General features: G+C 54.6%; 19 protein-coding genes. 3 read left to right on the top strand and 16 right to left on the bottom strand.

The annotated features are described in order from the left end of the window. Positions 1–7 precede the first annotated feature (7 nt). From VGJ94_17360 to VGJ94_17330, 7 genes are all read right to left on the bottom strand, one after another. Entirely contained in the window at positions 8–1267 is a 1260-nt protein-coding gene (locus tag VGJ94_17360; protein HEY3278387.1) for a hypothetical protein, read from the bottom strand. Positions 1268–2782: 1515 nt separating this feature from the next. Next, a complete protein-coding gene (locus tag VGJ94_17355) occupies positions 2783–3568 on the bottom strand; it encodes a PhzF family phenazine biosynthesis protein (GenBank protein HEY3278386.1) in 786 nt (261 codons plus the stop codon). A gap of 57 nt (positions 3569–3625) precedes the next feature. Continuing rightward, complete coding sequence (locus VGJ94_17350; protein HEY3278385.1) at positions 3626–4213, bottom strand: C40 family peptidase; 588 nt, start codon at positions 4211–4213, stop codon at positions 3626–3628. A 100-nt stretch (positions 4214–4313) separates the two neighbouring features. Continuing rightward, complete coding sequence (gene pncB, locus VGJ94_17345) at positions 4314–5897, bottom strand: nicotinate phosphoribosyltransferase (protein HEY3278384.1); 1584 nt, start codon at positions 5895–5897, stop codon at positions 4314–4316. A 296-nt stretch (positions 5898–6193) separates the two neighbouring features. Next, on the bottom strand, positions 6194–7474 hold the full coding sequence (locus tag VGJ94_17340) for an MFS transporter (protein ID HEY3278383.1): 1281 nt from the start codon (positions 7472–7474) through the stop codon (positions 6194–6196). A gap of 294 nt (positions 7475–7768) precedes the next feature. Next, positions 7769–8608, bottom strand: a complete 840-nt coding sequence (locus tag VGJ94_17335; GenBank protein HEY3278382.1) for a mechanosensitive ion channel family protein — start codon at positions 8606–8608, stop codon at positions 7769–7771. Between the two features lie 361 nt (positions 8609–8969). Further along, positions 8970–9200 carry a VF530 family protein gene (locus VGJ94_17330; GenBank protein HEY3278381.1) on the bottom strand — a complete coding sequence of 77 codons (231 nt, stop codon included), beginning with the start codon at positions 9198–9200 and terminating at the stop codon, positions 8970–8972. 186 nt (positions 9201–9386) lie between these two features. On the opposite strand from VGJ94_17330, the gene VGJ94_17325 reads away from it, so the two are divergent. The 3 genes from VGJ94_17325 to VGJ94_17315 all read left to right on the top strand — a co-directional run bounded on the left by VGJ94_17325 (position 9387) and on the right by VGJ94_17315 (position 12508). Then, complete coding sequence (locus VGJ94_17325) at positions 9387–11306, top strand: pyridoxal-dependent decarboxylase (GenBank protein HEY3278380.1); 1920 nt, start codon at positions 9387–9389, stop codon at positions 11304–11306. Between the two features lie 263 nt (positions 11307–11569). After that, positions 11570–11932: a VOC family protein gene (locus VGJ94_17320; protein HEY3278379.1), complete on the top strand. Its 363-nt coding sequence runs from the start codon at positions 11570–11572 to the stop codon at positions 11930–11932. A gap of 150 nt (positions 11933–12082) precedes the next feature. Continuing rightward, a complete protein-coding gene (locus tag VGJ94_17315) occupies positions 12083–12508 on the top strand; it encodes a YciI family protein (protein HEY3278378.1) in 426 nt (141 codons plus the stop codon). A 98-nt stretch (positions 12509–12606) separates the two neighbouring features. On the opposite strand, the gene VGJ94_17310 is transcribed toward VGJ94_17315, so the two are convergent. The 9 genes from VGJ94_17310 to VGJ94_17270 form a co-directional block, all read right to left on the bottom strand. Then, the gene (locus VGJ94_17310; protein ID HEY3278377.1) at positions 12607–13755 is read right to left on the bottom strand and encodes a radical SAM protein; all 1149 of its coding nucleotides are present in this window, start codon (positions 13753–13755) and stop codon (positions 12607–12609) included. Between the two features lie 315 nt (positions 13756–14070). Further along, positions 14071–14973, bottom strand: a complete 903-nt coding sequence (locus VGJ94_17305; protein ID HEY3278376.1) for a hypothetical protein — start codon at positions 14971–14973, stop codon at positions 14071–14073. Between the two features lie 685 nt (positions 14974–15658). Next, positions 15659–16369, bottom strand: a complete 711-nt coding sequence (locus tag VGJ94_17300) for a hypothetical protein (protein HEY3278375.1) — start codon at positions 16367–16369, stop codon at positions 15659–15661. Positions 16370–16585: 216 nt separating this feature from the next. Then, a complete protein-coding gene (locus VGJ94_17295; GenBank protein HEY3278374.1) occupies positions 16586–17968 on the bottom strand; it encodes a sigma-54 dependent transcriptional regulator in 1383 nt (460 codons plus the stop codon). After that, positions 17965–18453, bottom strand: coding sequence for a tetratricopeptide repeat protein (locus VGJ94_17290; GenBank protein ID HEY3278373.1), 489 nt, complete (start codon positions 18451–18453; stop codon positions 17965–17967). The genes VGJ94_17295 and VGJ94_17290 overlap by 4 nt, the downstream gene beginning before the upstream one ends. Further along, the gene (locus tag VGJ94_17285) at positions 18396–19841 is read right to left on the bottom strand and encodes a HAMP domain-containing sensor histidine kinase (protein ID HEY3278372.1); all 1446 of its coding nucleotides are present in this window, start codon (positions 19839–19841) and stop codon (positions 18396–18398) included. Before VGJ94_17285 ends, VGJ94_17290 begins: the two co-directional genes overlap by 58 nt. 174 nt (positions 19842–20015) lie before the next feature. Beyond that, on the bottom strand, positions 20016–20570 hold the full coding sequence (locus VGJ94_17280; GenBank protein ID HEY3278371.1) for a hypothetical protein: 555 nt from the start codon (positions 20568–20570) through the stop codon (positions 20016–20018). Between the two features lie 9 nt (positions 20571–20579). Next, the gene (locus VGJ94_17275) at positions 20580–21074 is read right to left on the bottom strand and encodes a hypothetical protein (GenBank protein HEY3278370.1); all 495 of its coding nucleotides are present in this window, start codon (positions 21072–21074) and stop codon (positions 20580–20582) included. 23 nt (positions 21075–21097) lie between these two features. After that, entirely contained in the window at positions 21098–22198 is a 1101-nt protein-coding gene (locus VGJ94_17270; protein HEY3278369.1) for a hypothetical protein, read from the bottom strand. Positions 22199–22651: the final 453 nt, after the last annotated feature.

Genomic DNA, 22651 nt, shown 5'->3' with positions numbered 1-22651 from the left:
GACTATTCTATCTTGGAGCCACGATGTCGGTGAGCACGTCGCCCCCAAAGGTGCCATCAGCTTTCACCTTACCGCACCCCCGGTCGTTAATGGTCCCATCAGGGTAAGGATCGGTGACGGAGGGAGGGGACACCGTCCTGGGGCAGACGTCGTCGAAGGTGTGGCTGTCGATATCCCCGTCTATCGCGGTTCGGTCGACTGCGGCGGTAAACCTGTAATCATAGTGGTTCGGGTCCCTCGCCGTGCTTCTCGCAGGATCGTTGACGCAATTGAAGGTGACGTTGTACGTGAGGGTCAGCGAGCCTTTGGGGGCGATCGTCAATGGGAATTTGGTGCCGGTCCCGCCTGAATCGGTGACCGATTGCCTTACCTGACCGATGCCATCGACAAGATGAAGGGTTCCCGTTTGCGTCGAACTCGATCCTGAGCCGGATATGGTGAAGCTAAAGGAGAGCTTGAGGGCATCGAAGGTACCGGCAGGGACCGTGATGGATTCAAATCCTTCAACTGTATAGTCGGCGCTGTAATTTGCATACCCACGGCCAACGCCCGGAACGGTGAGCGTGATAATGCCCTGAGAATGGGTAGCCTCACCCACAATAGCCGTACCCGGCGCGAGGACTATGGGCGGAGACATGGTAAAGGTACCGGGATGATTCTGATAGGCCCTGGGCGAAAACTGACCGTGAAGGCGAATACCCGAGGCGTCATTCGTATAATACTCCTTATAACCGCCCGGATACTGCGCCTGAGCTGCCCGTATCCCATTTACAGAAATAGCGTTTTTCAGGATGGTCATCGTGGTCGTATGTCCGTCATCCGTCTGGTAGGCCCATGAGGCGCCGGGGGTGAGGGGGTAATAGGGGCCCACGGCCACCGTGGGTCCGAAAGTAACCGAGATGGTGTGGCTAAATGATATATCGCTGAATGTGTAGGACGTTATTTTGCCCACCGATGCCCGATCCACCAGCACGTCCTTTACGCCATAGCCGGGATCAGGGGTGATGGCAAACGTAAGCGATTGGCGGGAGCTTACCGGAGTCACCCCGGAGGGACTTATGCTGCCCCCCGTCCCCGCCGAGGCGGTGACATTGAGAAAATTGGGCACGAAGGTAGCCGCGATCGTGTGGTTCGCCGTCACGGTCTGAAACGTATAGGTGGAAGTGGAGTTGTACCCGGTTGCCACGTATGAGCCGTCGACCCGAATCTCCGTCCGGTAATTCGGCGGCGCGGTGATGGTGAAAGTGGCTGAGCCAAAGGCAGACACCGGTACCGCACCGCTCGGGCTTTATGCTGCCGCCCGCCGCCGCCGAGGCGGTTATAGTGTAGGAAAGCTTGCTTCCCCCGTCAAGGTCAATCGTGGCTACTCCATTATCATAGAGGAGTCCCGATGCGGCATCCGCCTGAACAATGGCAAACAGGCGGCTTCCAGTGGAATTAAAAAAAATGAATCTTCCGTGGGAAGCATATGAGGCACTGCCCGAGGGGAATGATGGAAGACTTATGGTGGCGGAATATTCAAGGGGGTTATATTGATGAATCCAGACGGATGTGTCATATACGGCGGCCGGATAAGAGACGTTTTTGAGAATAGAGGCGACCTTGTTGGCAGCCGCGGAGTGGGCAAGATGGCCAAGGGAGACCGCACCACTGAAAAGTTTTCCGTTGGGGATCATATCTTCGCTTCTGGAAAGGGATGACCGAAACACAGCTCCACTTGCCGCAAATATTCTTAAGCCATCTTCCGAGATCCAAAGGTTCCCATTTATAGGATTATCGGTGGAGTACAACATATAGAGATAAGCCGCAGTTCCCGCCGAAATGTCAAATTTTCGTAGATAATAACTCGACTCGGCCCCGTATATACTTGTGCCATCGGGGTGGAGTCTCGCCGACATGTTATCATAAACATATGAACTGGTGTGCAACGTTTCCTGCCTTGTCTGGAGGTTGATGCAGCGAATCCGCCCCAACGATTCGGACCGTGGAAAGGCGTACGCATACCCGTTGCCCGCGAGCACCACATCAAAGACATCTGTTGAGACTTCATATGTTGTGATCACGATAAGGTTATTCAGGTCAACATATGATAATTTGCCGTTATGCCCTACTGCCGCATAGATCCCGTCAGGCCCCACGCTTACACATGTCGGGATATAGGAAAGGTTGACGGCCCTATCTTCTCCCGATACAGGGTCTATTACATGGAGTTGGTTGGAGGGCGTGCTCGAGACTGTGATAATTTTGTCGAGGGCTTTGCTGTATTCCGCATCGACCACGAGATGATTTAATGCCCTAAGGGAAGAGGCCGACCGGCAGGTGTCCGGGAAAAGAAAGACCTGGGCAGTGAGAAAAAGCATAACGAGGCAGCAGGGCAGGAGAAACCCTCTCCACCGTTTCGAGGTAATACCTTTTTCTTCGTGGACAGGTAAAAGATGAGCAGACATATCCCGCGGCCTATAATCGTTCATAGTTATTCTCTCCTCAGGACCGGCGGAACGGCCCCTTCGATGCATGGCTTAGTTGATGATGAGAAGTCCGGTTCAGTACATCTTTTTGAAGTGATATCCCATGGCGCCCGAATATGTCAACATAAAATTGAGACAGAGGGGATTTAAGCTGACGGAACTGTTCCAATCGCGCCTGATTGTCTTAGAATATACGAAATTGCCCTCACCCCGGCAGGCCTTCTCTGATCGTGAGGCCTGCCGCCCTTGCGGCTTGGTGTACCGAAATTTATGTAGGCTCAGGCGGGGCAAACCATGGGGCAAGATCAAACCGATTACAGAAAAATATGCCCCTTCGCGTACAGCACCGCATGACCCGCTATGCCCACCCGTTCGCCCCGGTTCTCGCAGAAAAGCTCTCCTCCCCTGGCGGAGAGCTGCAGGGCATGGAGGTCCTTCTTATTAAAACGTTGCCCCCAATAAGGAATCAGGGTGCTGTGGGCGGAGCCCGTAACGGGGTCTTCATTCACTCCTACCTTCGGAGCGAAGAACCGGGAGACGAAATCACACCTTTCTCCCGGTGCGGTCACGATAATGCCGAGGGTATCGGTAATCTCGCCAAGACGGCTGAAATCAGGCTTCATCTTCCTTATTATCGATTCCTCGCTGAAGACGGCCATAAAGTCGCGCGCCTTCCACACTTCGTCAGGGGCTGCTCCCAGGGCTTCGCATAAAAGGGGGACCCCTTTTGCCGAAGCAGGCGGCCGCGAGGGGAAGTCCATGGAGAACAAATCCCCCGCCCTGACTACTGTAAGACTACCGCTCGCGGTTTCAAAATAGACGGAAGAGAGGGCGCTTTCGAGAAAAGAAAAAACTACGAACGCACTCGCAAGGGTGGCGTGGCCGCACAGATCGACTTCCATGGCCGGGGTAAACCACCTGAGACCGTATCGCCCCTTAGAGATGGGCACGAGAAAGGCAGTTTCTGAAAGGTTATGCTCCGATGCGATGTGCTGGAGGAGGCCATCCTCACACCATGAGTCCAGAATACAGACCGCTGCGGGGTTGCCTCCAAAAACTTGTCGTGTAAAGGCATCTACCTGAAAAAAATCAATTTTCATCGTTCGTCCTCCGGGACTTCCGAAAGCTCCGTCGACAGGACGGATCATGGCGGACCCTTATTGCAGGAGTCGCGACGCGCCCATGAAGGTGCGCCGGTAGTAATTATCGGCGAGGGAATCTATTCTCACGCCGCCTCCGTTACGGGTGGTGGCGTGAATGAACCGGTCCTGATCGATGAATATTCCCACATGCGCCGGGTCGGCGCTCTTCTCGCTGCGGAAGAAAACCAGGTCCCCGGCGAGAAGGTCATCCTTATCGACCCTGGTCCCTTCGTGGTATTGCTGCCGCGCGGTCCTCGGCAAAGAGACGGAGAAAGCGGAAAAGACCTGCTTCACGAAACCGGAGCAATCGATGCCTGTCGAAAAGTTGCCTCCCAGCTTATAAGGCGTCCCCAGGTACGTCTTCGCGACCCCGATCAGCTCTTTCCGGTCCCCGCTCATAAGCTGAGCGGGGCGGGGGGCCATGAGGGAGCCCTTGTACTGCGTTCCCGTATAGACGACGGTGCGGTATTTCTTGTTCACGGGGGCCACATTGGTAAAGTGAAAGATGCCCCGCTCATCCTGATACCCATAAATGTTGGCGTAGCTCACTGTTCCTGTAAGGACGAAGGCGCACACGGCCGCTATGAGGATCGAGCTCTTCATACGTAGACTTTTAATTAATCGCCATCGGGCATGGATGTCAAGTGTTTTCCGTCACAGTATGCAATAAAAGCATTAAATACCGGCAAGTTAGATAAGGAGATCAGCTCAATGTCGCGATCGGGGCTTCCTGCATCCAGAGCCCGTGGATAAAACTGTAAAGCTCGTCGGAGACCGAGATCTTGAAGGGCGTGGGGTTGACCGGCCTCAGATGGTCCGGTCTGAACTCTTTTAACTGGGTGATCACGTAATTACGGGTATCGTGAATATTCGAGGGCTCCCGTGCGACGGCGCCGTCCCAGTAGAGATCGTGCAGGGGGCGGACCTCGGTCGGCACCACATAGGCCCTTTTCGATTCCTCGAAGGGATGGCGGCAGAAAAATTTCTTTCCCGGGGCCGGCTCCTCATCTCCCACTTTGATGATTACGTCGAGCAGAGGTGTATTGTCCGCGCCGATAAGGCGATAGACCTCCTTCCGCCCGGGAATGGTGACCTTGCCTTTCGAAAGCTTTATCCTCGGATTTTCACCGATCATCACGAGCTTATAGACACATCCCAACGCAGGCTGCGCCTCGCAGGTAACCTGATTCGTGCCGATCCCGAAGGTATCGATCTCGTGGCCCTGTCTTTGCATCTGGGTCATGGCCGATTCATTGATATCATTGCTCGCAGTGATGGTAAGCCCCGAAAAATCCTGATTTCGACGGAGCGCTGCCTGAAGGAACATCTTCCGCGTCTCTTTTGATACATAGGCGAGGTCCTCGGAGTCGATCCTCACTCCAATAGGCTCATACCCGAATTCCTTGAGAGCGGAGGCCACACAGATGAAATTAGGCACGCCTGACCTGCGGGTGTCATAAGTGTCGACGAGAGCGAGAAATCTTGCGGGAAAAGCCTGGGCATAGGAGATGAACGCCGCCAACTCCCCTTCGTTCGTATCATTATATCCGAGACTATTTCTGATCTCCCGCACGCGGCCCACGAACTCTCTTTCCTTGCCGTCTTTATCCACTATGGTGGTCAATGCGAGCTCATGAATGCCCTGAAAAGCCTGAACGAAGGAATGGGCATGGGTGCCCATGACAGGGATGCCGAAAAGCTCCCCTGCTTTTACATTACTTGTGGCATCGAAGCCGCCGATGTAACTGTATCGTGACGCCGATACACCCCCGTCGGGACCCTGGGCCCGCCTCAGCCCGAATTCTATCAGTTTTTTGTCGAACCCCGCCAGCAATCTGAACCGTGCGGCCTGGGTAGTTTCGAGGCTCGGGTAGTTGATGAGGTTGAGGATCGTCGTTTCGAGCAGTTGGGCCACTGCCAGCGGTCCCTCGACCCTTATGAGCGGTTCGGCGGGAAAACAGAGAGTCCCCTCCTGCAGCGAATATATCCGGACCTTCGAGCAGTCGAGAGCCCTCAGCCATTCGAAAAATTCCTCATCGCATCCCCTTAGAGGACCGTTTTTTAAATAGTCGATCTGCTGATCATTAAATCCGAAGGAAGCGACGAAATTGATTACCTCTTCAAGACCTGCAAAGACGGTAAACTCGCCTCCGAAGGGGTTTTGTCTGAAAAAGAGGTCAAAGACCGCCTCGTCGTCCATTTTGCCTGCCTTCCAGTAGCTGTATGCCATGGTAAGCTGATAAAGGTCCGTGAGGGTTGAATCTACCAGTGGATTTGTAGGACGCATGGATGCCATTTCCCGTTTTTAATTATAATATACCATGATCCGGGCGAATTATAGCCGTCCGGCCCATAATCGCGTAAAATTTGCGGTCTGTCGCTATTATTTCAGACCGACACCGGCATGTCAAGGATTGCGGCCGCCCGCGCTTTCAATGGATGCTTCTTTTCCCGAATGGGGAGATTCATTATGAGCCGCCCCGATCTTGTTCAGTGTGTCCGGGATTCTCTCGCAGCCGGCGACCATAAGCCCTGCTGGGTAGCGGGTCACTTGACGGCAGGCGCCGGGTTGCCTTCTGCCCTTCACCTTCTTCCCCCGGAAGCAGCCCGAAGGTCTTCCTCTTCCTCCCTGCTCATCGCGCCGGAGATCTTCGGCTCCCTTTTTTTGAGCATGAGAGAGGAAAAGGCTCCGAAAGTTGCGACCGATGCCGAGAAGATGAAGGCGTAGGTGAAGGCGCCGGTCGTATCCTTAAGCCAGCCGGCAACTGCCGGGCCCAGGGCCTGACCCAGTCCGAAAAAAAGTGTGATGAGACCGAGGCCCGCCGGTGCGAGCCTTCCCCCGAGGACATCGCCGACTGCCGCCGCCATAATGACAGGAATTGAAAAGGCGGTAAGCCCGAAGAGGATGGCGGAGAGATAATAACCGTAAAAGGTAGTGGATAAAAGAAGTATAATACTCGACGAGGCAAGGACGAGATAGGCGAAGAGCGCTGCGAGACGCCGTCCGATCAGGTCGGATAAACCGCCCCAGCCGATCCCGCAGAATATGGAACAGAGGCCGAGTACTGCAAATATCCCTCCCGCCGCCTGCGCGCTCAGACCTGCTTCCCCGGTGAGAAAGGCGATAATAAAGGTGAGATAGATGATGTAAGAAAAACCGTACATAAAATAGACCAGTCCCAGTTTCCATATCTCCCTTTCCCTCACCACGTCGTTCCATACCGAAAAGAGGGTAGACCCGGCGGCGATCTTCGCCTCCTCGCCCCCGCCGCACAGGGTGAGCCCTTTCTCTTCGGGCTTATCTCTGAGCAGTCCGTAACAGACAAAAGATCCTGCAAATACAAAAGCCCCCAGAAGGCACCACGCATATCTCCACCCGTCGCTTCCGTACCGCACGATGAATTGAGGGAGGATCAGGCCCGTGATGAAGAGGCCCGTTCCGGTCCCAAGGGTGACGATTCCCGTGGCAAGACCCCGTTTTTTTGCGGCAAACCAGGCTGCAGGCAGAGCCATCATGGGAATATAGCTTCCGGCGTTGCCCATCCCGGCGATCAGTCTCGTGAAAAAAGCAAAGGCGAAAGAATCGGAGAGGCCGGTAAGAAAAAGACTTATTCCGAGAATGAGAAGAGAGAGGAAGAGGACCCGCCTCGCACCAAACCGCGGCGCAAGAAAGCCGCCTATCACTGCAAGGCAGAGATAGCCGATGAAGTTGCCGGTCCCTATGAGCCCTATCTGAGTATAGGACAGGCCAAGCCCCTCCTTCATATTCCCGAGTATGACGGAATAAGACATCCTTCCGAAACCGTGGGACAGAATAAGAACGAGGGTACCGGTAAAAGCCACGACCCACGCGTAATGCACCACTAACTCCCCCGGGGATCTATAGACTTTCCCCAATACTGAATGACACGATAAACCTGCTTAACCTACCATAAAGCCTGTTCCTATTCCAGTACGGAGTTGCGGGCGGGGGTCTTTTCATTTATAGCTTTACTTCAATTTTATCGGTAGTCCTGTAGGTGCAGAGAGATTCTTTTGGGCGACATTATCTATGGGACGGGGAGACTATCCAATCCACGCCCCTCCTCTCCGTTCTCAAGGCAGCAGACGGGCGCACTCCCCATGGATGGGGCATATCCGCCCGCCCTTCTTGCCCTCCTATTGCGGATCAGGTTGCGGATCAAGGGGCTTGTGAAAGATCACCTGTTTTGTCCATGGAGGAGGATACCCCGCGGCCGCGCCCACTTCTGCGATCGCTTTGTTGGTATCGAAAAAGACCTGCCAATAATTGGCGTTATGACAGAAGGGCCTGACCGAGAGGACCGTGCCGGCGAGGTTGAACTCCACGATTTCGACGTGGGGCGCAGGGTCGGCAATTACGTTGGGGATCTGTTTTAGCCGCTCCCGCAAAGTTGCCGCTGCCTCGAAAGGGTCTACCCCGTGTGCAAGCTGGGCTTTGAGATCCACCCGTCGATAAGGATTGGTCGTATAGTTGACGATGTTGTCGCCAAGGAGTTTGTTGTTGCCGATGATAATGCGCAGGTTATCCACGGTGTCTATGGTTGTGGCAAATAGGCCTATCTCCTTCACATCACCCGTAACCCCCGCACCGGTGATCATGTCGCCGACCTTAAAGGGCCTGAGAATGATCAAAAATGCTCCGGCTGCAAAGTTGGCCAGGAGACCGCCCCACGCCATGCCGATGGCAACACCCGCCGCAGCGAGGAGGGCTACGAAGGAAGTAGTCTGGATGCCGAATATGGCGAGGATGGCGATAACGAGAACGATCCGTAATATGACCCGGATCGTGGCCTCGAAGTACTTAATAAGGGTCGGGTCCAGCTTCTGGGCCCTCATTCCTCTTCCCGACAGATTTCCGATCAGCTTGATCGCCCAACTGCCGATGATCCACAGGACAATTGCGCCAAGGACCTTCCATCCGACCGGTATAAGATAAAAGGTGGCAAACTTGTCAAAACTCGCCATCCATTCGCCCATATGAACCTCCTTCTTTTTTTACCTGCTTCATCTCATGACCGCTGCCCCGGATTGGCCCTCCAAGAGAATGTGGATCTTCATTCATTAAATGTCCCCTCTTTTGAAGGGTGAAGAACCCACGGTGTTGCGAGAGTATCAAGAACCTGTAACGCTACTGTTACGTAAAGCAGAGGCACCGGTACTGTCAAGGGGACAGGGGGATCACCGCGACACAAGACCGGTGCCGGGCGCCAAAAAGCCTTTGCCTGTCGCGGATTCGGAACTGGTCGCTGAGTGCAGGAAACAAAATCCATCCTTTGGGGTATGCCGGATTGTTTCCAGGTAGTATACGGCGATTACGGGGGGCAACAAGGCGGGCGGCCTAAGAGGAAGTTTTCTTCTTATGCCTCAGATATAAATCTTCGACTTTCTTTCTGGCCCAAGGCGTTCTCCTCAGAAAGGTGAGGCTCGATTTGATACTTGGATCATGGGTGAAGCACCGGATATTGATGATCCTGCCCATTTCGCTCCACCCGTAATATTCCACCAGCGTGGTAAGCATCGCCTCAAGGGTAATGCCGTGAAGGGGGTCGTGGGGGTTTTGTTTTTCCATAAATTAAATTCCGACTAAAATCATTCATTAGTCTATGCCATGGACGGAAAAACTTCATCAATTTTCGAAAGGGTTGTTTCCCGGTGTTCCATTGCCGCGGCAAAGGACCGACCCCTTTCTTTAGTGAAAGCAGACACCGAGATATGATAGAAGAACAGGAATCGAATGCTTGAGGGGTGACACATTATGGATGATGAGCGGATAAACGTGAATGCCCTGTTTCTGGGGCCGAAATCGGAAAATTATGTCTTTTTCAAGGAAATGCTCAATTTCCTCATGGACGATTATGCGGAGTGGCGCCGTTATTTCCACCCGGAAGATTTGCTCATCGTGACTGCCCAGGAACAAGAGGGAGACGATTTCCTCGCCACCCGGCAGAGGACCCGGGAAGCCCTCATCGAACTGGCGGGAAACCTGCAGCTCTCATCCGTGCCATGGTTTTCTCCCCGCTACCTGGGCCACATGGCAAGCGATACCCTCATGGCGGCCAACCTCGGTTTTATGCTGACCCTTCTTTATAATCCGAATAACTGTGCCTTTGAAGCCTCCCCGGCGACGACTGCCCTGGAGATAGAGGTGGGACGGCAGCTGGCGGGGCTCATGGGCTTCGATCCTCAAAAATCCTGGGGCCACATCACGTCAGGCGGGACCGTGGCGAATTACGAGGGGCTTTGGATGGCACGCAATCTGAAATCGATACCTGCCGCGGTCAAGGCGGTGAAACCCGAGCTTGTGGCGGGTCTCGATGACTGGCAGCTATCCAACCTTCCCACCGCCCGGGTCCTCGATTTGATCGATGTGGTCAAGGCATCGGGTCTATTTGAGGAAGTGCGGCAACGATGCGTGCGCGGCGTGGGCATGAAAGGAAAGGCGCCGGGCAAGATACTCGTTCCCCAATCAAAACACTACTCCTGGACAAAGGCTGCCGACATCCTGGGCATAGGGCAGGAGAACCTTATCTCTATTCCCGTGGGACCGACCTACCGTATGGACATAAAAGCCCTGAAGAGTCAGATCGATTCCCTTATCGCGCAAAAAATACCAATTCTCGCGGTGGTCGCCGTGGTAGGCACCACGGAAGAGGGCGCGGTGGATGAGGTCCATGAAATCGTGAGGTTGAGGGACAGGTATGAGAACCAGGGGGTATCGTTCTATCTCCACATCGATGCGGCCTATGGGGGCTATGCCCGTTCCCTTTTCCTCGATGAGGAAATGCGGTTCATGGAGTATGCGGAGGTCGGCAGGCAACAGGCCCGGCAGGGCGTGCTGCACCACGATACCGAATGGCTCAATGTGAGTGTCTATGAAGCCTTCAAGGCGATGAGCGAGGCGGACTCCATAACGGTCGATCCCCATAAGCTCGGGTATGTCCCCTATGCAGCGGGTGCAATCGTGGCCAGGGACCGCCGCGTGATAGAGATCATCTCCTATTTCGCCGCCTACGTCTTCGAAAAAGATGACGCCAACCCTATGCTCCTGGGAAGCTATATCATGGAGGGCTCGAAAGCGGGTGCGGCGGTGGCTGCCGTCTGGATGGCCCACCGGGTCGTCCCTCTCAATATCAAGGGCTACGGACGCATTATCGGGCACAGTATCGAAGGCGCCTATCGGTTTTATCGCTCCCTCGAATCCCATGGCGCCTTTACGGTCGACCACAGGGAATTTGAGATCATAGCCCTCGCCGCTCCGGACATCAACATCGTCGACTATGCAGTCCATGAAAAAGGAAATCCGAGTCTCGAAGAGATGAATAACCTGAACCAGGCGATTTATGAGAAGTGCTCCTATAAATCGGGTCCCGTGTACACGAACGAATTCATCACCTCCAAAACCGACCTGACAAGGGAGGAATATGGCGATACCCCCGTTTCTTTTCTCGACAAGCTGGGCATGGGAAGAGATGAATGGAACAGAACGGGAAGCGTCTTTGTCCTTCGCTCCTGCATTCTCACCCCCTACCTCGTGCACAATACCACCTACGAGGCATATTGGAATAGCTTCATCACTGCAATGAAGACCGCCGTAGTCCAAATTCATGATAACTGGGGGACCCTCGTAAAGAAGAAGAAACCTGTCACGAGAGATTATCAATGGCAGAAACTGTAGGCGGGCAGGGACCGGGAACATCCGGATAGAAGGTCTTTTGATCCCTCGCTTTCAGTACTATCTTGCCTTTGGTCCGGCCCGACCCGACCGGCCCGTGTGCCTCTTTCGCCTTTGCTGCCCGGGAGAGGCCTGTACAATACGGCGTAGGGCGCTCGAAACGCAGCTCCGGGCACAATTGACATTGGGGATCGACAGTCTTAGCTTCCGATCAGAATCCGGTGAAGAGACTGGAGCGGAAACAGAATATCCTGAGGAGGCGCGGCATGGGAAACCCGTTTGTGCACATCGAACTGCATACGAAGGACGTGGATAAGTCAAAGAAGTTCTACGCCTCCATGTTCGACTGGAAGTTGCAGGAATTTCCGGAGATGGAAGGCTATATAATGGTCGATGTCGGTGAAGGCACGGGTGGAGGAATGATGGTGAACCCCATGCCGGGGGCTCCTGATATCTGGTTTCCCTACATCCTGGTCGATGATGTCAAAGAATCCACAAAGAAAGCGGTCTCTCTGGGAGCGACTATTGCCCACGATGTCACGGAGATACCGGACATGGGGTGGTTCAGTGTGGTGGTAGATCTGACCGGTGCGGCCTTCGGGCTCTGGCAGGCGAAAGAGGCCATGTGAGTCGCGGGGTGCCAAGACCACCCCGCGTGGTATAGCCCGCACAGCGGGCGAGACCAACAGTAGGCGCCTTAAGCGAGGGGAGGCTCGGCGGACTTTGTTCGCCGAGGGGGCGACGTGAGCCCCCATAATAGAACTTTGGGAGGTTCTTCGATGAGATTTATGATGTTGATGATCCCGAAGGGGTATGAGAGCGCCGCTCCTGGTTTCATGCCTGACGCCGGGGCCGTTGAAGCGATGATGGAATATAATAAATTACTCCATGATGCCGGAATACTCGTGTCGCTCGACGGTCTCCATCCCCCTTCAACGGGCGCCCGTGTCACATTCTCTCACGGTAAACCAACGGTGGCCATGGGTCCTTTTGCAGACGCGAAAGAGACTCTCGGAGGCTACTGGATCATCGAGGTGAATTCAAGAGAAGAAGCGATCGAATGGGCCATCCGATGCCCTGCTTCGGACAACGAGATTATCGAGATCCGTCAGCTACAGGAAATCACGGAGTTCCCTGCCGATGTCCAGGCAGCTGCAACGGAATTTATGGACCTCCATCATTCGGAAAGGCGGCCGGGAACCTGATGCAGATGGTGAAACAATAGGATCACCGCCTAGGGCGAACCCTCATCGGCCGGTTTAACCGGGAGTTCGGCAGACCGGCAGCGCGTCATGCCTTTAGTCTATGTGTCTTCATGGAGGATGGAGAGAATCTTCTCGACCTTACCCGGCGTCCTTGAATTCATCTCCTTCATCCTCTTCTTTATGCGATCGAAGACAGCGATATCGCGAAGGTCATCAGTGCTCCGAAAGGTCCCTGATCTCCTGCCGAACTGAAAAACCAGTCTTTCTTCATCACTCAGCTCGAAGTAACGATCGATCACGGAGAGGATCTTCTCCTTGTCCCCGGGCAGGCGGCCGTCCACTTCTTCAAGAAGGTTCAGCATATGGTCGCTCTTTACGGTGCTCGAAATATTGTTCAGGTTTTCTATGAAGAGACGTTCCTCGTGGAGCAGGTCCTCCGGGTCGGGGACCGGAAAATCACCGCTTTGAATCTTTTCATAGAGGGGCATCCGTCTGTTGATTGTCAGGGTTCTCATGCGGATATAGTCGGGATCGATGCGATTGATGGCATCGGCGCTCTCCTTCGCGTGTTCCTCCGACCATGTTTTTCCGCCCAATCCGAGAACGATATACTCGGAGAGTTCAATTCCCGACGCCTTCACCTTCTGTCCGCATTCGATCTGCTGGGCCTTTGTGACGCCCTTCTTCATGAAGGCGAGCACCCTGTCGCTTCCTGATTCAAAGCCGACGTGCAGCCTTGTAAGCCCGTCACTCCTCATTTTTATGAGGTCTTCAACGGACAACCTCTCCGCGATGGTCCGTGCCCGGGCGTAGCAGGTTATCCGCTCGATGCCGGGAAATGTCTCCTTCAGGTATGTGAGACATTCCAGAAAGGCCTCCGGATTCATGGCAAGGGAATGGGCGTCCTGAATAAAGACGTTCTTTCCGCCGAAATACATCCAGACGGCAACGCTTTTGTAGCATTCATTGAAGGAGGGGTTCATGCATATCTCTTCCGCGAGAGATCGGGTAGTGCAGCCATTCCCGCCCGACATTTCCTTGATGTGGTCATGGATGCTCTTTATTGTGTCGATGTCCTGCTTGATTTCGTCAATTGTTCTCTTTTGAAATCTCGTCTTCTTGTAAAGGTTACAGAATGTACACTTGTTCCAGGGGCAGTTCCGGGTAAATCGCACCAGGAGGCTGTAGGCTTCACTGGGCGGCCTGATGGGCCCGATCTCGTAAAACAGTTCCTTCCCTTCTATCATAAACATAACCTATTCATACCTTGATGCATCCCAGCAAAGTACGGGCAGAGTGCATATTGCCGATGCTTCCTTATCCAAAAGAAAGACGCCATAGGGGACTTCGGTCCAAAGTGAACATACCACATAATGGGAAGATCAGCCACTCGCAATACGCCAGCCGGTTCTAAAAAGTTCACTTCGAACCAACGCCCCCTATATAGGTCCCAATGTTTTCCGATAAGTGCACGAAGGCGAACGGTACGGCTACGGGAACATTTGAAGAAGGACGGGGCCGTACGGGGTATACGGTCCCGTCCTTCTTCTTGTGGTGCCCGGTTATTTTGCTTTATGGACCGTCACATTGAGAGTGCCGGTCCCCTCAAACCACTCGCCTGTTGTCTTCAGTTGGAGAAGGACGGTTGCCGTCACCGGATAGGTGATCTTTTTTAAGGCGGGGGCGGGAAGAATGCCTGTAAGCACCGCATTGAGCGACTGGGGATTGTCGGGGTTTCCCTTGTCGTAGCGCAGGAATCGCAGGTCAAGTTGCCTGGTGCTCGCGCGCGCTCGGGAATCCGGTGCACGGAGTATACTCACGCTGATATCTATGGGAGCGCCCCCGGGGACCGGCGCCTGGATCCTCGTGATCTCAACGGAATCGGGGTCGATATCCTTTTCCGAATAGCCGTCCGGGAGTCTCAGCTTGCAGAGTATCCAATTCCCTCTGCTATTGAGGTCAAGGGTTCTCGGCTCAAAACGGACCGTCAACTCCTCGCTCAACTCCCGCCCTCTAAGAATGCACTGTGCGCCCGTCTGTTTCTGGAACAGGACGTAGATATATCCGTTGCTTCCTACGGCGATCTGTTTATAGGAGCCCGGAGATTCGGGGACCTTCGGCTGCTGGACGAGGGCAGTGAAGACCGATGGCGCGCTCCAGGTCGCGACCAGGCCACCCATGACTGCAAACACGGTATCCCCCGGCCCGACGCCGATGTCGAGGACTTGCGACACCGGTCCGGCGGTAGCGGCTACACCCGGTTCAGCGAGTGATAAAGGGAGAGGGGAAATATTTCCCGCCTGATCGATTCCGTACAATTCATCTCCCGCGACGATACGCGTAACATTTGTGGCGACCAAATAGGGGTCGTCCCACACCCATTCCCGGGCGGACGCACATGCGAAGCTCCCGCTGATAATAACGAGTGCAACTGCGACGATAAGTGTTCTTCTGATTGTTTTCATTGCATACCTCCTTTCAGTTTTTCACACACAGTTCATTTCTCTAAGGTCAGCCGGTCGTTCACGCCTTTCCTTCGCGTCATCGTAGATCAAGTAAGCCCAAGGTTCCGAGTCCGGCCCCGAGTGCAGTCCCGAGGAGACGGGGCCCGCCCGCGAGGCCGGTCAACACCGCCCCGAAGTCTGCCCCGATAGCCCCACCGCTTAGCGCACGCTGCTGAGAGTTGGACATATGGGCACACCCGGTCTCCATCAGGACTGCACCATCAGTGCCATGAAACTTTAAACCCTGTCGACTCACACCTCCTTCCCGGCAGACTTGTCCGGGTAGGTACAAAAACCGTGCCGACATCCTAACTTACCGTAATGATAAGGTTACAGGAAAGAGACCCTCTCCAAGGTGTATGGATTTACCTACATCTGGTGTTTCGAACGAAGCAGCCGGGAAGGTATGTCTTTGAAGGCACATCGAATTAACGTCGTATGAAAAGCCATACACCCTTTCTTGTTGGGGCGCGCTCGGTCGAAAGCCAACCTTCTTGAGGAGCCCGTGCAAGTGGGCCCGTTTCTTTCCTGCGGGTCCCGGCTGCCCTGCTCACACTGTCTCCAGTCGGAGAATCGTGGTCGGCCGTCCCCTTTCGAAATCCTCCGTATCTTCCTATTCTCCTTGAACCGGCTCAATACCCACGGCCTACACCCCGCGGAGGATAGGCAAATAGATATTGAATTGTGCCTTACCCGGCAGTCTCGTCACTGAAATCGAGCCATTATGGGCTACTATAATCGAGCGAATGGCGGCAAACGCGCGGCGGGCGCTCTCTTTGGATATGGTCCTGCGTTTCGATTCCGGGCTCGGTCCGCCGGCCGCAACATCGTTCGACGTGACGGAGAGAAGGGCGCATCCGCCTTTACCCGGAACATCGCTTTTCAGAGGCAACAATTTGGCCAGAATCGTTATGGTGCCCCCCTTCTTTATGATCTCCGTCCCGTATGCCACGATACTTGCGATGACCTGACTCATCTTCTCCCGGTTTACCATGATCCGCAATTCCCGGTCCGCCGATTCGACCCGGAGCCTTGCCCTTCTTCTTACGATCCTCTGCAGGACCGGCACCACATCCTCGATCAGGCGGTTGGCATTGAGGGGTTCGAGATGCACGGCCTCCGTCCGGCCACTCCCGTGAGGGGGGTTTTCCGAGCGTCCCTCCGTCCCGGCGTCGGTGAGCATCCTCCGCACATACTCCGCGATGTAGTCCTGGTCCGTCGTTTCACCGGGACCTGCCTTCTTGAATTCCTCCAACCCTTTCATGACTCTTTCGAAATAGATGTTTAAATCCGCTACGATTCGCCGGAGCCCTTCAATTTGTTCATTCAGGGGTGTTCTGCTGTTAAGACGATCCATAATTTCCTCCTTGCGTAATCTCTCGAAGTGAGGACGCAAATCATGTGCCAGAAGCGCATCTCTCGCGCTAATGATCTGATATTAAAGGAAGGGAAAGATCAATCGAATGGAGCCCCGCTCCGCTAAAGAGGTCCTTCTATATGGCTTTTCATACAGGAGATAATTTCTTTGCGGAACCTCGGTGGCCCATCCGGGAAGCTTAAGAGGGGAGCGGTTTTATTTCTTTTTATCGGATTCCATGAAATCTTTCGGCTTGAGCTTGTGTTTCTTGATAAGATTGTGAAAATCGGCCCTGTATTTGCCTGCCAGGTCCGCTGCCTTGGTCACATTGCCTTTAGTCAATTGAAGGAGCCGCACGACGTATCCTTTCTTGAATTCATCCACCGCCTCTTTGAGAGGTTTCAGCGGCTCCCGGCCCAGAACTTTTGCGGGGAGGACTATCTCTTCACCGATAACGTCGTCTCGCGTCAGAGCTACCGCGCACTCGATGGTGTTCTCCAGCTCCCGCACGTTTCCCGGCCAGTCATAGAGCATGAGCCTCTGCATGGCCGTAATGGAGATGCCTTTTATGTCCTTTTTCATCCTCCGACTTGTTTCTTTCAAAAAATGCTCCGCCAGAAGGGGCACGTCTTCTTTTCTTTCCCTCAAGGGAGGAAGCTCGATAGGCACGACGTGAATCCTGTAGAAAAGGTCCTCACGGAAGAAGCCGTTTTTTATTTCCACCTCCAGGTCCTTGTTGGTAGCCACGATCACCCGCACATCGACTTCCACCGATTTGGCGCTGCCCAGGGGATAGAATTGCTTCTCCTGGAGTGCCCTCAGGAGCTTTGCCTGCAAAGAGAGGGGCATGTCCCCGATCTCGTCGAGAAAGAAGGTTCCCTCATGGGACCGGGCGAATAGCCCATCATAGCTCTTCCTGGCGTCCGTGAACGCCCCTTTTTCATAACCGAAAAGCTCGCTTTCCATGAGCGCTTCCGGGATGGCGGCGCAATTCACCGCCACGAAGGGCTTGTCTCTTCTTTCGCTGGCAAGGTGGATCGCCTTTGCGATCACTTCCTTGCCGGTGCCGCTCTCTCCCGAGATATAGACGGTCGAGTCGGTTCCCGCGATACGGGATACCAGGTCCAGGACCCTCTGCATCTTTTCGCTTCGTGCGACGAGGTTCTTGAAATCATATTTCTCTTTCAGAAGCCCTTCGAGCCTCCTCACGTCTGAGATGAGCCTCCGGTTTTCCATTGCCTTTTCTATCTGCAGGAGCAGCTCCTCGGGGTCGAAAGGCTTGTTGAGGAAGTTGAAGGCCCCCTTCTTTATAGCCTCTACCGCGCTTTCTACGCTGCCGTGGGCGGTAAGAATGATAATGGGAACGTAAGGATTGATCGCGTGCAGCTTCTCCATCAGAGAGATGCCGTCACTATGGACGAGCTTGAGGTCAACTATGGAGACATCGAAGGTCTCAACCCTCGCCAGGCGTACCCCTTCGTCTTCGTCGAGCGCGCAGGCCACCTCATAGCCTGCCAGCTCGAGCCTCATCCTGATGAGCTTGAGGAAATTGCCGTCATCATCGACCACCAATATTCTTTTGAAGGACCGGGCGGTCACCTTGAAAACTCCCTCTTCTTTTCGTCCACTTCTATGTCCACCTGCTTCGATTTCCGGATGGCCCTCGCCAGCTCCTGATTATCCCTCTTCACTCTCTCGTTCTCCTGGAGTATTCCTATCCATATCCTGGCCTGTCCGGCAAGGGGACTCTCGGGAAAAACCTTCGTCAGCCTTCTGAAGCAGTCGATCGATTTCTGGTTGTCTTTCCTGCGATACCCGTAATGGGCATACACGAGCCCCTCATGAAACATTGCCTGATCTCCGGGAGGGGCAGTGGGAGACAAGGACAAAGCCTTCTGGTCTTCTTTTATCGCTCCCTCATAATCTCCCTGCTCCAGGAGCCTCTCTGCCGCGGCAAGATAATGATCTGCCGTCCTCCTGGCCCCGATCTCTTTCAGGGTGGTGCAACCGGCGGGAGATAAGAAGATTATGCAGGCAACAAGAAAATAAAGGTACTCCCGCGCCCTGATTCGCTCTCTGCCCAAACCTTACCTCCATGAGCGTTTATGATATGTTTGACAATGGCTAAGCCCATCCCTGTCCCCTTGATCTTATTATACTTCGTCACGGCAGCCTGTTGAAATTTATCGAATATGGTGCTCAAGTCTTCTTCGGCTATGCCGGGACCCGTGTCGGCCACCGAGACCATCAGGCCTCCTTCTACGGATTGAGCCGAGACCGTGATATTCCCTCCCACCGGCGTAAATTTCACCGCATTGCCGATGAGGTTTCGAAGGACCTGCCCGATTCTCTTGATGTCCACCGTAATACGGGGCAAATCCGCGGGCATCCCTATGTGAATGTCCACGTTCTTCCCCATGGCCAGAGGCTCCAGGGCTGACGCAGCTTTGCGGACCAAGGGTTCCATTTCCGCCGGCTGCAGGTCCAGGGTCATCATCCCGGCCTCCATTCTCGACAGGTCCAGCAGGGAATTGACCAGATCGATCAGATGGTTGCTCTCCTCCGCGATGATGGTGAGCACTTCCCTTCTTTTCTCCCGAAATTCCTCCCCTATGCCCTTAAGCAGAAGGCTGGTCCCCTCCTTAATGGAAGCGAGCGGCATACGCAGCTCGTGAGCCATGAGGGAGAAGAAGTCGTTCTTAATCTTGTCCGTTTCGTATAGCTTGTTGCACATAAGGTTAAAATCCTCCGCCAGCTCTCTCATCTCAGGGGGAGACGACAGGTTGAGAGGGGGACCGAAATCCCCTCCGGCAACCTGTCTCGTTTTTTCTCTCATGCAGGAAAGGGGTCTGGTGATGCTCCGGGTAATCAGCACGGAGATCGCGATCCCGGAGAGGATACACAGCCCACCCATCACCAGGGCGATTTTGTTGACTCTCGCCCCGGACTCGCCGAGCAGTTTCATTCTCTCCCTGGTATCCTGCTCCGTGAAGCGTTTCAGGTTTCTGAGCTCCCCCAAGATCCCGTCAATCGCCAATCCTTTCTTCTCTTTGCCCGTCGCCCGAGGATAAGGCCCTCTCTTCCCGGCGCTCGCCGCTTCTTCGTAGAATGCGGTCTTGTACCCGTGGTAGTAATCTTTTATCCTGATCAGGGCTTCCTTCTTCCGTGGTGTATCCGCTATGGATATCCCCTCATCGATCCACGTGCTCACTTCCTTTTCGAGGAGCACAAACCGGTCATGAAGCTCTTTGTCCCGGGTAATGACGTACTTCTTTTCATACCGTGTCTGGGCAAGTACGGAATCCGACAGAATCTCGCCAAGGTCCCTGATCCGATGGTCTATTCGGAGGATTTCGTCAGTGGCGCTGCGGAAAAGGGTAAGGTGCGAAAAAGCGTACAGGCTCAACGCCGCAACCGGAATGAAGACGGCGAGATACCCGATGACCATGCGCGCAAGAATGGTCGGTCTCATGGGGCTCTGCCGCATTTCACGCGAAAGCGGTCAGGAAAGCGTGAAGTATCTGGAAGGATTGAGCACATTGCAGGTCATTCTATTGTACCGATCTCCAGGTTGTCAAGTCGACTCGCTGCAGATACCGCTGGCGGCGATCGGAGGCTCCGGACACTCCGGGCATCGCCATCTTCATTAACGGAATGCAATGGCGATGATGATGCTTACGGTGAAGTGGGTCAGAGAGCCGATGGCGTAGAGCGAAGCACTGATCGTCACGCCGGCGCGAAGGAAGGGGTCTTCTATGCCTTCCGTCCACTGCATGATCTTTGCCGGGCAGAAGAGAAGGGGCCTCAAGAACCACCTGTGGAGAAGGCGTCTTCTACAGGCGTGGGTCGCCTTCTTCTTCCCTGTAAGCCAGGCATGGAATTTCTTTATCCGTGACACGGGCTTCCCGGCTTTGAGCAAAAATACAAGCTCTCCCAGAATGAGGGGGAGGAAAAAAAGTAGTAACCCGGGAATAGTCCGGACATCTCTACCGGTTATAAGAAAGACCACGGCAAAGAATGCAGCGGTCGCCGCAACCGAGATTAGAGCGATTACGTGCTCCCGTTCCACGGACCCTGGAACAGGGGTGAGCGGCTTTCGCTGAACCCTTGGGTCCGGAGACGCTGCCCGCAGCGGGATTCCGCAATGAATGCAGAATTGGTAGTCCTGTCCGTTTTCGCCGCCACACTCTGCGCAGGGCACAACCCCCTCCTACTGTTCTCTTAAAGGCATTTCTCTCTGTTCCAATGTAAAACGGCCCGACTGCTGTTTCTCCAGCTCCCCGATCCTCACAGTGCTCATGATCTCGTAGGGGCCGGGCCAGAGGTCCGGGGGCAGGTTAAATTCAATCTTCATGACATGATTCCCCTGGCGCTTCTTCACGATCTTCCGGGACAACTCCATGTGCAGGTGCGAACCCGAAAGGGTAATCTCTTCGACTACGAGAAACTCTTTGCTTTCGTCCGGCGAGTGAAGGGTATAGGATATCTGATATGAGAGCTTTTCCCCCCGGGCGACGGTGCCGGGCTGAATAAGGGGCGGGGAGAACGTGATCCTATCTTTTTGCCCCAAATATCCCGTTTTTCTTACAGGTGTCCCTCTCTGAAACTTATCCCACTCGGTCTGGACTTCCGCACAACCGAAGATGGCTGCAGCCGCGAAGACCGCTGCAAGCCACATCGTGCTTCTTAAAAGTTTTGTCTTCAATCAGCCCCCTTTGCCCCGCTCTGTCACGGCCCGATGACAAAGATCACGTCTTTGACGCTCTTCACTTCATTGAAGCCTTTTGCCACCGAAAGGGCCTTGCGCCTGTCTTCGTTCCGCAGCACCTTTCCCTTGAGGGTTGCGGTCATGCTTTCACTTACCTCCGCGGTTATGCCGCCGACTCCCGAGTCGCGCAGCAACCGATTGATATCCCTTTCGATCTTCGCCCTGTCGGGCGCCTGTTCTTTCGGTCTTGCCTGTATGTCGTTACCCGTGTTTTTTGGCCGGCTATAGGCCGGTGCTGCCGTGAAAGCCCGCTTCTTTACGGCTTCGTCCCTGACCCCTTCGCCCGTTCTACGCTCCCTGCTCCTGCGTGCCTTCCGTGAAACGGCCGGGGCGCCTTCGGATTTCATCTCTCTGTCAATTGCCTTCCCGGGACCCATGGTGTTCCCTGTTTCGGGCCCCAGGGAAACGTCCGGCGGACTGACGGGTTGCGTGGCGGAGGGCGTCATCTGTTGCGATGGGCCGGGGGGCGGAGCGGTCGTGGCGATTTCATTGTCGAAATATGTCCTCCTCTCAAGGTTATGCTGCATCGCGGCGCGCTCCCTGACGAACAGGTACCAGTAAAAACCGCCGCCCGCGACGGCAACGAGGAGAATACAGACGGCAATGAGGAACCGGCGGCTCTTCGGGACTTGGGAGTTCGCCGCTTTCCCTTGCGCGGTATATTCTTTGCCGTCTTTTGCCCGGTCTTTCTCAATATCCATCGGGTCTGTAAGGTTTTCCGTGCCTCCCGGCGGCTCATATACACGCGGCGTAATGATCCCGTCTGCCCTTGACCCCGGTCTTGCCGTACTGATTGCGTTCTTCGCCGGTTGAGGGTGGGGCTGAGAAGAATGGGAGACCTTCGCGTGCCTCCCCCGTTCCGGCAGCTTGACCCCGTCTTTCTTGCAGAATTCGGCGCCGGGAGGGTTCCAGGTCCCACATTGTGGACATATGGGTGGTGGTCTCTTTGGCTCATCATTGCCGGAGATCAGCAAGTTTTTGGTTGAGCCTTCCTCCGGCTTCTGCTCCATCTTTATTACCTCTCCCTCTCGCTGCCCGCCGGAATGAATCCGGTCGGTCATTCAGTGTCTCTACGTTTATTCCGCTTCCGCGATCGAGCCGTGCTTCACCTTTCCATGCGCCCGTGCGCCTGCTCCCGGGTGTTATTGCACGGCGCCTCCCGATGCTCCTGCCGCGATGAATGTGCGCTTTACTGATCGGCTTGTTTCCGAAACGGTCCCGGACTGTTTTAACGGTCATTTCCGTCATTGGGGCGCAAAACCTTCCGGTGAAGACATTGCATTTATGATGCCGGACGGTCGCTGCAGTTCGATCCGGACTGTCCCGGGCGATTTGGATCCCGGCCGGGTAAGCCGGTTCGGATAATCCGGTGTCCCGTCGCACAGGTTATGATGGGCGGGAAAGGAGGTCCAGTCCCGTCGCAACGGGCAGTCCTCAGGACCGGCAAGTGCCTTTGAAGACAGGCATTCCTCAACTTACAAGCCCGAACAGGGGCGGAGGGCGCCATGAGCCCT

Source organism: Syntrophorhabdaceae bacterium (genome assembly GCA_036504895.1).
GTDB lineage: Bacteria > Desulfobacterota > Syntrophorhabdia > Syntrophorhabdales > Syntrophorhabdaceae > PNOM01.
This window is presented reverse-complemented; position numbering and strand designations above follow the sequence as displayed.